This is a genomic window from Clostridium sp. (assembly GCF_021372645.1).
Lineage (GTDB): Bacteria > Bacillota > Clostridia > Clostridiales > Clostridiaceae > Clostridium.
In genome coordinates this window covers 1-10,487 of the sequence record NZ_JAJFUC010000105.1, presented here as the reverse complement: position 1 = coordinate 10,487, position 10,487 = coordinate 1, and the positions used below count along the sequence as shown (strand labels likewise).

The 10,487-nt window shown below is 27.1% G+C and carries 10 protein-coding genes; 3 read left to right on the top strand and 7 right to left on the bottom strand.

The window, feature by feature from the left end; genetic code table 11:
• Window positions 1-139: 139 nt before the first annotated feature.
• Window positions 140-448 (top strand): transposase, encoded by a 309-nt coding sequence (locus LLF98_RS15365; protein ID WP_366512130.1) that lies wholly within the window; start codon window positions 140-142, stop codon window positions 446-448.
• A gap of 183 nt (window positions 449-631) precedes the next feature.
• On the opposite strand, the gene LLF98_RS15360 is transcribed toward LLF98_RS15365, so the two are convergent.
• Window positions 632-754 (bottom strand): hypothetical protein, encoded by a 123-nt coding sequence (locus LLF98_RS15360; RefSeq protein WP_291705149.1) that lies wholly within the window; start codon window positions 752-754, stop codon window positions 632-634.
• Between LLF98_RS15360 and LLF98_RS15355 the strand changes: the two genes are divergently transcribed.
• On the top strand, window positions 744-1,049 hold the full coding sequence (locus tag LLF98_RS15355; protein WP_366512129.1) for a hypothetical protein: 306 nt from the start codon (window positions 744-746) through the stop codon (window positions 1,047-1,049). The genes LLF98_RS15360 and LLF98_RS15355 overlap by 11 nt on opposite strands.
• Before the next feature lie 614 nt (window positions 1,050-1,663).
• Here the strand turns inward: LLF98_RS15355 and LLF98_RS15350 are convergent.
• From LLF98_RS15350 to LLF98_RS15330, 5 genes are all read right to left on the bottom strand, one after another.
• Window positions 1,664-3,781 (bottom strand): [Fe-Fe] hydrogenase large subunit C-terminal domain-containing protein, encoded by a 2,118-nt coding sequence (locus LLF98_RS15350; RefSeq protein WP_291705147.1) that lies wholly within the window; start codon window positions 3,779-3,781, stop codon window positions 1,664-1,666.
• Between the two features lie 225 nt (window positions 3,782-4,006).
• A complete protein-coding gene (locus LLF98_RS15345; protein WP_291705145.1) occupies window positions 4,007-4,201 on the bottom strand; it encodes a hypothetical protein in 195 nt (64 codons plus the stop codon).
• Between the two features lie 45 nt (window positions 4,202-4,246).
• Window positions 4,247-4,366: a 3'-5' exonuclease gene (locus LLF98_RS15340; RefSeq protein WP_291705151.1), complete on the bottom strand. Its 120-nt coding sequence runs from the start codon at window positions 4,364-4,366 to the stop codon at window positions 4,247-4,249.
• A gap of 688 nt (window positions 4,367-5,054) precedes the next feature.
• Window positions 5,055-5,339 (bottom strand): hypothetical protein, encoded by a 285-nt coding sequence (locus LLF98_RS15335; protein WP_291705143.1) that lies wholly within the window; start codon window positions 5,337-5,339, stop codon window positions 5,055-5,057.
• Between the two features lie 507 nt (window positions 5,340-5,846).
• Window positions 5,847-7,868, bottom strand: coding sequence for an ATP-dependent helicase (locus LLF98_RS15330; protein WP_291705141.1), 2,022 nt, complete (start codon window positions 7,866-7,868; stop codon window positions 5,847-5,849).
• A gap of 318 nt (window positions 7,869-8,186) precedes the next feature.
• Between LLF98_RS15330 and LLF98_RS15325 the strand changes: the two genes are divergently transcribed.
• Complete coding sequence (locus LLF98_RS15325; RefSeq protein WP_291705139.1) at window positions 8,187-9,665, top strand: nicotinate phosphoribosyltransferase; 1,479 nt, start codon at window positions 8,187-8,189, stop codon at window positions 9,663-9,665.
• Window positions 9,666-9,800: 135 nt separating this feature from the next.
• On the opposite strand, the gene LLF98_RS15320 is transcribed toward LLF98_RS15325, so the two are convergent.
• Entirely contained in the window at window positions 9,801-10,028 is a 228-nt protein-coding gene (locus LLF98_RS15320; RefSeq protein WP_291705137.1) for a hypothetical protein, read from the bottom strand.
• Window positions 10,029-10,487 lie beyond the last annotated feature (459 nt).

Here is a 10,487-nt window from a genome sequence, read left to right as displayed (position 1 = left end):
CTTCTATGCGCTCCGCCCATACTTTGGCTAAATTATTTTTTCTTGACATAAATAAATACCCTCCACTATTTAATTTCTATAGTGATAGGGTATCATGTGTCTTAGAATAATTATAGACGTCATATGCTGAAGCGCTTACATAAATAATGATAAATTATTAAATAATAGTATTGTACTTTTTGATAGAGGTTATCCATCATATGAGATGTTTGATTTCCTAGACGAAAAAGGATTATTTTTTGTTATACGTTTATCATCGTCTTACAAAGAAATACAAGCAATTAATTCAAATGACACCGTTCTAAATTACAATTTTGGTACAACTTCAAAAAAAGTAAGAGTCATAAAAATTGAGCTTCCTGATGGAACAATAGAAATGTTAGCAACAAATATTTTTGACAGCAATATTACTACTACTTTATTTAAAGAATTATATTTTCTTAGATAGGGCATAGAATGCAAATACAAAGAACTTAAAAGCAGTATTAAAATAGAAGAATTTTCAGGAACCAAACCAATTGCTATAGAGCAAGATTTTTATGCATCTATTTATTTATCTATGGTTGCATCACTTATAAAGAAGGATGCTGATACTGCAATAGTAGATGATAATCAAAACAAAAATTTAAAATCAGAATATCAAGCAAATAGAAATTTTATATGGTAATGATGCCGATGCTGGTGTAGTCGCAATTGCTAATGGTCCAGGTGCAGTTGCAGTTGCAGTTGCAGGTGCAAATAGTATTATAAACAACTATTATACTATTAATCATTCCCCTTCATCTAATCACTCCAATAAGTCTAATAAAACTGTCATATATAAAGGTTATACAGGATGGGCTTACAAAGGAAATGATTGGTACTATGTAGATACTAATGGAACATTTACAACCGGATGGTTAACTATGGATAATTACACATATTACTCTAATAGTGACGGAAATATGGTAACAGGTGCATACACTATTGATGGGAAATCATATTATTTCAGTAATGACTCAGATGGTCATAGAGAACATTTAGTTACTCATAGAGTTTCTAGTTTCTAATTTATAGATACATCTGAAATTAATTTGGCTGGCATTTTAAATACATTAATTTAAAGGGGAAATTTAATTTATTCAAAAAACTAAGAAGAATTGCTACTTTACTCTTAGCTTTTACTACTATTTTAGCACTACCAGCATCAGCTACTACAATTGGTTGGAATCAAAGCCGCAGTGGTGGCTACTACTACGTAAATTCTGATGGCTATATGATGATTATGATTGGTACTACTTTGACAATAACGGAGTTTAGATGTATTAATATACAATAAAAATATAGCAGATATGTTTATATAGAACTATCTTCTATATTATGTTTTTCAACTTTAATTTCATCTTAAATTTATACTATTATAAGATCTGTAATATATGTGATCTCTGTTCAATTTTACCCCATATGTCATTGATAAACCATCAAATCACCATCCATTAGAATTTAGTTCATCAATAATAAAATAGACAATTCATATAATTAGATTAAATCGTCATTATCTTGACACAATATTATCTTATAATAATACTTGATAGTAGTTAACGCATAATTATTTACCCCTTATTAACCAATTTTTAGAATGGTTTATTACACCCTAGTAAACCATTCTTTTTTTATTTTAAAATTAAATATATATGTCTGAAAACTCAATATTGACTATTTCATTATTATCTTTTTTATAAAGTATGTGTTTTCCCATATTTGAGGATAGATTATGATCTTCATTGACAATAGGAAGCGTTACTAAAAATTCCGTACCCTCATTAAGTTTACTTTTACAAGTTATAGTCCCCCCTTGAATTTCTACAAGAGATTTTACAAGAGATAGACCTATTCCACTACCTTCATTTTTCCTTGACAAACTTGTGTCAACCTTTTGAAATCTCTCAAAAATCTTTTCCTGCATTTGTTCAGGTATACCTATTCCATCATCTTTTACACTAATAGTCATGTTATGTGAATCTGTTTTATAAATATAAACCTTAATAAAGCCATTTTCTTTCCCGTATTTCACTGCATTAGATAACAAATTTAACATTATTCTTTCAATTAAGTCAGCATCACAGTTCAAATATAGTTCTTCCATTTCTGTATCAAACATTAAATTTATTTTTTTATTTTCTGCATAAGTTGTAATCGACAAAGTTATATTTTCAATTATATTTATAACGTTTTGAATTGCATATAACGGTTTGAAGAACCCAGCTTCTATTCTAGATAAATCAATAATATTATTAACCAATCTTATTAACCTTAAACAGTTTTGTTTAATTATATTATTATATTTTGTAATATCATCTATGGTTAAATTATTATAATAGCTCATTTCCATTTGCAAAACAGAATAAATAACATTTAGTGGTGTTCTTAACTCGTGAGATATATTTGTAAAAAATTCATTTTTTTCTTCTAACAACTGATGTTCATTAATAACTTCCTTCTTATTATAATCATTGCAGTTAGACAATATATTCAATCCATTATGAATACATTTAGCCATAGTTTTACAAGAACCGTAGCCACACGCTGAACAATTAATGTTTCTTGACTCTTCAGTAAGTTTATTCATTTTAATAAATATTTCATCATACTGCTTATCAGTAGGCTCGAAAATATCATTAACAATAATATTTTTGTTATATAATCTTTTAAAATCTTTAAGTCTTAAATTTTTATCAAAATAACCATATAACCAATTAATTTTCTTTTGAACTAATTTTCCACCTTTATCTGCTTTTTTTATATTCCTTAACTGGTTGAATTTATAATCAATTTCATCTATGGTGATGGAACTTGCATACTTATTACAAGTGCCTGTCCCAAAATTACAACCATAAGAACAATTAAGGATATCCACAACTAAAGGTATTTGTTTCTTGTTTTTTAAATTATCACTATAGTCTTCAAGATATTTATAAACATGTTGTGAGCCATTTATTTGTCTTATCAACGCATCTTTTATATGTAACTCAATATTTTCCTTCAAACCGCCTGGTCTACTGAAAAGAAAACCTAAACTACAACCTATATCATCAAAATTGCCTTCCTCATATTTAGATAGATCAATATGATTAACTTCTAAATATTCTGTAAGTTTTCTAAAAGTTACATTATATTTTACATAACCATAAGTATTTTTATCATTAATTTCATCAGTTTTTGCTACACATGGTGATAAAAATGCAATATCATCGTATATATTTTTATATTTTTTCATATAAATAGCTGTACACATCATCGGACTATGTACGGGTGCAAGCTTATCAATTAACTCTGGTTGATATTTTTGTATGTAATTAACAATTGGAGGACAGGGTTGAGCTATCATTGTATTTAAGTTATCTTTTTTCATTGTTCTTAAATATGCCCAAACAGTTATGTCAGCACCAAAGGATACGTCATAAATAAGATTTACGCCTAGATTTTTTAAGTAACCTAATAATTTTTTATATTCATGAAAATTTACTATAATAGATGGAGCAGCAATTACTGATAATTTCTTTCCATTGGATAAATCTTGAAAGAATCTTTCCGTATCATCTTTGAAGTCTCTAGCATTATGATCACAAACTTTAATACATTTTCCACAATGAATGCATTTTTCAGTGTTTACTTTTATTTTATTATTTCCATCAACTAGGTAAGCAATATTAGCACCAGTAATGGGACAATTAGTTAGGCATTTATTACAGCCTACACACTTTTCCTCGTTTAAATATATTTGTTCTATAAAATTGTACATCAATAATTCCTCCTAAAAGCTAGTGAGTTTTAACGTAACTAAAATTTTTTTATATCTTGAGTCTTAAACTAATAGATATAAAACATTACCTTGCAATAGTTCATGTATTCTTAATTGTTTTGTTACATTTTCTGTTAATTGTTAGTCCTTTAATGTTAATTTTACAAATTCACACTATTCCTTACATCAAGACTCAACTCAATAGGATATAGTACGTAACTTTATTTATTCACAAACTTTATCAGCCACTCTTCGTATTAGATTATTATCCAATAACACCTTCAAAGAAAAACTCCTGAAAGTTCCATCATCAAATTTTAGCTTAATCTCATCTTCATTAAGCTCCTCAACAATTCCCATGCCATAAGCCCTATGAGCTACTTCATTTCCAACTTCATAACCCAAAGTATCTACAGGCATATCATTTAATTTCCCCTCAACAATAAATCTTGAAACTTCTTTAAACTAGCCTTTCCTGTTTCTTTGGGAAAATAAATATAGGTTGTCTATTGCTATTGTTATACCAACATAAAATAATCTTCTTTCCTCTTCTATATTATCTTTTATACTGGAGCTATGAGGAATTGTTTCCTCACAAGCATTGATTACATATACATTTTTAAATTCAATGCCTTTTACTCCATGGAACCCTCTATTTCTAACGGTTCAAGCTAGATTTTATGTCATTTATGGACTATTCGTTAATATGAAAGTAATATCGTTCCATACATATATAATTTAATACATTATATATGTATGGAATCGCAATTTCAATAGAAAAAAACGAAAAAATAAGGCAAGAATATATTTCTATACTCTTGCCTATAAATAATCTTTATTTTTATTAGTTAAATTGAACATATTCCTTATTCTTTATTGACTTTATAAACTCTATTGCTTGATTAAATCCTATTATTTCATTTGCTTCTTCATCTAATATATTATATAAAATTTTATAATTTTCAGGTTCTGCAAAATCTTTATCAGTGATAAAAATAATTTTATATTTTTCTCTTAATTTTATAGCATTATATGCCCAATCCTTTGCTGTGCTTATTAGTCTAGCTTCTTCTCTTCCTTCAAACCTAAATAATTTAAATGCATATTCTCTAATAATAAAATCAAAAGTAAATAATATAGAAAAGAATAGTAATTAATATATGATATGATTTTGATACTTTAGGAGACTGGTCAAGTATTTAATTGATACTTTTTGTGGGAGGTTTAGGTATTAAAAAAGGACTTCTCTAATGAGTTGTCCTTTTAGTTCTAACTATTTAACATTAATTCTATATTTTAATATATAAACTTGCCCATTCATATCATAATATTTTTTTGCTTCTACATGTTCAAAATCTACTTGTCTATTTTCTAAATCTAAAACTTTTTTAAAAATTTCTCTTTCATCACTTGTAAAATTTTCTATAAAAGTTCCTTCTCTCCATTCAGCACTTAAATAATACACTTGATCTTCTTCAAACAATTTCACTTTATATACAGTTGGTATGTTTTTATTGCTCCAAATCAATTTTTTGCCATAGTCAATTATTCTTTCCATAATAACACACTCCCATATTATTTAATATAAATTCCATATTTCCTGTCAAAATTCACCTTTAACATATTTATTGTATGAGTCAAATCTTGACTTAAACTTTTTTTCTTTGTCTATTTTTTCTTCTAATCCTTTTAATTCTTCCATATATGAGCCTTCCCTAATAACGTCCAAAAGATATTTTTTTAAATATTCAATTTCAAGCCTTTCTATCTCTTTTGGCTTATTTTCAAGTTCTTCTTTAAGTTCTTTAATTAATTCCTCATAAGCTTTTCTTTTATTTTCTTCTGTTACTATTTTTTGTCATGACTTTCCACATCTTTCACCTCTCCCATAAATTATTAACCAGTACTTTTATACCAGTTATATTATGTTTTCTACAAATTAATGTAATATCCTTCTTATTATTATAATTTTTTATAAAAATAAGTTCAGAAATGTATTATTTCTCCATTAAGTCTATAAATTAAACTGAATAAAATGCATTTTACGAACATACTTTCCTTTAACTTATTTTTTAATCTGCTCAATATTATTAATTAATCCATTATCCAATAACACCTTCAAAGAAAAACTTCTGAAAGTTCCATCATCAAATTTCAGCTTAATCTTATCTTCATTAAGCTCCTCAACAATTCCCATACCATAAGTCCTATGAGCTACTTCATTTCCAACTTCATAACCATAAGTATCTACAGGCATATCATTTAATTTTCCCTCAACAATAAATCTTGAAACTTCTTTAAACTGGCCTTTCCTGTTTCTTGGGGAAAATAAATAAAGGTTATCTATAGCACGAGTTATTCCAACATAGAAAAGCCTTCTCTCCTCTTCAATATTGTCTTTTATGCTACTTGAATGAGGTATTGTTTCTTCTACGCAATTTATGACATATACATTTTTAAATTCCATACCTTTTACTCCATGTATAGTACTTAAAATAACTCCTTCTCTTTTCGTTTTTTTCTTACTTTCTTCTATGGTCTGCTTTATTTCTTCAATATGTTGTAAAAATTCAAATATAGTTTTAAAACCTTCTGCTGACAATTTAAATTCTTCTATTATATCTTCTAAATCTTCTAAACTTTGGTTAAACTTTTGAGCATATCCTTTCAAATGATCTATATATCCTAAATCCATAACTATATATGCAATTGCAGATGATAATGAAATTTTATTTAAATAATTAATATCTTTCCTTAAGTCATCAAGTTTTTTCTTTTGGAAAGGTGGCGTATCTTGTTTATTTATTAATATGGTAAATGGATTTTCTTCTTGCACATAATTCTTTATATAAGCAATATTGCTTTTGCTTATATATCTAAAAGGTTTATTTATTATTTGCAAAAAGCTATTTGTATCAAATTGATTACTTGATAATTTTAAATAAGCAATTAAATCTCTACATATAAAATGTTCAAAGAAATTATATTCTCTATCTAATAATGTAAATGAAATCTTTCTTTTCGTTAAAACATCTATCATTGTCATGGATTCCATATTGGTTCTATATAATACTGCATTGTCCTCATAAGGAATACCTAGACTTTTGTTTTCTATAATTATATTAATTAAGCTTTCAGCCTGCATTTTTTCATTATAGGGACTAAACCATTTAATGATTCCATCACTGTCTTTATTCCACTTTATTTCTTTATTGTTTCTTTTTTTATTAAAGTTTATTACATCTTTTGATTTATAAACTATATTCATTTTGCTTCTATAATTAATTGATAGATAATATTTTTTACCATTTTTAAATATCTTATCAAAATCAACCATGTATTCTGGCTTTGAACCTCTAAAAGAATAAATACACTGATCTTCGTCTCCAACTGCAAAAAGACTATTATTTTCACCATCATTTATTAATTTTAAAAAGTCAATTTGCATTTCATCACAATCTTGAAATTCATCTACTAAAATATATTTAAATAATTTTCTATATGCTAAAAGCATATTTTCATCTTTTTTAAGTAATTCCAATACCTCTATAGCTAAATCATCAAAATCTCTTTTGTTATGTTCTCTTTTATACTCTTCATATTTTTCTAAGGCTTCCTCAAAAATTTCTTTTGTAAGAGATGGTTTAAATTCACTTAAAGAAGCTCTAGATGTTTTATATAAAGAAATATTATTTATTGCTTCTTTTATTTTATCTTCATTAACTTCATCAAAGTATTTGCTTAAAACATTGCTAACTATTCTATGAGCAATACCCCCTTCTATTATATCTATACTTTCTCCATGTTTTAAAAGCATCTTATAAAACAAACCGTGAAATGTTCCAAAAAATGGAGATATATTTGCATTGAATATCTGTGAATATCTTTTTTTCATATTTTGAGCCGCTGCTTTTGTAAACGTAATTACTATTATATTCCCATTAGAAACTTTTTTATTTTCTACTAAATCATTAACTTTATTTATTATAACAGTTGTCTTTCCAGAACCAGGTGCTGCAACTATTAAAGCATTTTTTTCTTCCGCTTTTACTGCACTCATCTGATATTTGTCAAGGTTATATCCCACTATATAAATCCTTCTTTCTTCTTGTTTATTTTCATTTTTAATTATGTTAAATTATATTTATCTTTAATTTTTATTTTCCTTTAGGGTATCATTTATGTTCACCTTAAATTCTACCCATAACTGATGTTTTTAGAACAGCCTCTGAAATCCATAACTTTTGAGCAACTATAAATTACAATTTATATTGAAATATTGAATATTACGATTTTCATATTAAAAATTAATATATATCTAAATTTAAGTTATAGGCAACTATATTGTAATCAAAGAGTTATAGATATACAATAGTTTTATGTATTTTATTTAAAGGAGATTATTATGAATAATAGAATTAGTTTCAATGTAAAAGATGAAAGAAACTTAACAATGCTAGTTGATTTTTATGAATTAACTATGGGTAATGGTTATTTTGATAAAGGACTTCAAGACAAAATAGCTTATTTTGACATGTTTTTCAGAAAAATTCCTGATGAAGGTGGCTATTGTATAATGGCTGGTGTTGAGCAATTAATAGAATATCTAAAAGCTTTAAAATTTACAGATAATGATATTACTTATTTGAGAGATAAAAATACTTTTTCAGAAGAATTTCTTGAATATCTAAAGAACTTTAAATTTACTTGTGATGTTTGGGCAGTTCCAGAAGGAAATCCAGTATTTCCAAATGAACCACTTGTAACTGTTCGTGGCCCTGTGATTCAAGCACAATTTATTGAGACAATGATTCTTTTAACTATAAATCACCAAACATTGATTGCTACAAAAGCTAATAGAATTTGTAGAGCTGCTGAGGGGCGCCCTGTAATGGAATTTGGTTCAAGGCGGGCTCAAGGATATGATGGTGCAATTTATGGTGCTAGAGCTGCTATGATTGGTGGCTGTAGTTCAACTGCTTGTACTCTATCAGACAGGATGTTTAATATTCCTGCTATAGGTACCATGGCTCATAGTTGGGTTCAATTATATGATACTGAATATGATGCTTTTAAGGCTTGGGCAGAAATTTATCCTGATGACTGTGTATTGCTAATTGACACTTATAACGTTGTAAAGTCAGGTATTCCAAATGCAATAAAAGTATTCAATGAAATTTTAGAACCTCTTGGCAAAAGACCTAAAGGCATCAGAATAGATTCTGGTGATATTACTTATTTAACAACTAAATGCAGAGAAATGTTAAATAAAGCTGGATATGATGATTGTAAAATAGTGATTTCCAACTCCCTAGATGAACATATTATAAAAGATGTTTTAGCTCAAGGGGCTAGTATTGACTCTTTTGGTGTTGGTGAAAGACTTATAACTGCAAAATCTGAACCAGTTTTTGGTGGTGTTTACAAATTGGTTGCATTAGAAAATAATAATGAAATAATTCCCAAAATTAAGATAAGTGAAAATGAAGAGAAAATAACTAATCCTGGTTTTAAAAAGATAATAAGAATTTTTGATAAAAATTCTCATAAGGCATTAGCTGATTTAATTGCTTTGAGAGATGAAAACGTTAATGAATCTGAACCCTTAGTAATATTCAATCCTGTTCATACTTGGAAGAGAAAAAAAATCAAAAATTATTATACCAAGGACCTTCAAGTACAAATATTTAAAAGTGGAAAATGTATATATGAATCTCCTAGTGTTCTAGATATCAAACAATTTTCAAAAATTGAATCTGATAAACTATGGCCTGAGGTACTCAGATTTGAAAATCCTCATACTTATTATGTTGATTTGTCACAAAATTTATGGTCTTTAAAACACTCCTTACTTCATAAATATACTGATTCATATGAAGCATAAGATTAATTATAGACCCTGAATCTATAATTAATGCAGCGTGTGAATATAAGTTGAATTTCTTTAAGCAAGGAAACCAAAATAAATAGAGATTAGAATATATCTTATTTAGTATATTCTAATCTCTATTAATTATATTTAGTAGTTAATATTTATGATTTTATCATCTTCATACATATCTAAATTCAGAAAACTAGAATCTTCTTTTATAATACCTATAAAATTTATGCTATTTGATTCTGTGCACTCATGAAAAATACATTGTTCACCATCTCGCTCTTCAGATGATTCCCCTATTAATATAGGACATTCCCTATAACATTCAACCTTTTCTCTTGTTGTTGACCAAAATGGACACCTACTCATAAACCCCGCCACCCTTTTCCTATTCTCATAATTCATAAAGTGATTTTTTAGCTTCACGTGGAGTTTTCTTAATATGAATACAACTTTCTTCCGCCTGAAGCTTAGAAGAACTTATCCAGAAACGTGCATCCGTTATTTACCACTCAAAAAAGTGAGCGTATTAAGTATGCTAGATATCGGATAAACCTCACAATTTATTAATCCATTATATTACATATAGTATCAAAAGTAAATATCTTACAAATATTAATTATATAACTTCTCAAAAAAATAAAAGAGCTCCTTAATTTAAGGTTGCTCTTTCTTAACATGTCCTAGTTATTTTTGAAAACAGAAATATTTATTAATTCATTTTGAAAAGCTCTAAGTAATGCTTTTTCCAAAACTTTTTCTTTATCAAAGTTTGCTATATCTTTACATTCTGAAAAGACTTTATTTTTTTGACCATTAACATTTTTA

Coding starts and splice junctions, on each gene's coding strand:
- LLF98_RS15350 (WP_291705147.1), bottom strand. CDS start 3,781: ATGTACAATTTTATAGAACAAATATATTTAAACGAGGAAAAGTGTGTA.
- LLF98_RS15345 (WP_291705145.1), bottom strand. CDS start 4,201: ATGCCTGTAGATACTTTGGGTTATGAAGTTGGAAATGAAGTAGCTCAT.
- LLF98_RS15335 (WP_291705143.1), bottom strand. CDS start 5,339: ATGGAAAGAATAATTGACTATGGCAAAAAATTGATTTGGAGCAATAAA.
- LLF98_RS15325 (WP_291705139.1), top strand. CDS start 8,187: ATGAATAATAGAATTAGTTTCAATGTAAAAGATGAAAGAAACTTAACA.
- LLF98_RS15320 (WP_291705137.1), bottom strand. CDS start 10,028: ATGAGTAGGTGTCCATTTTGGTCAACAACAAGAGAAAAGGTTGAATGT.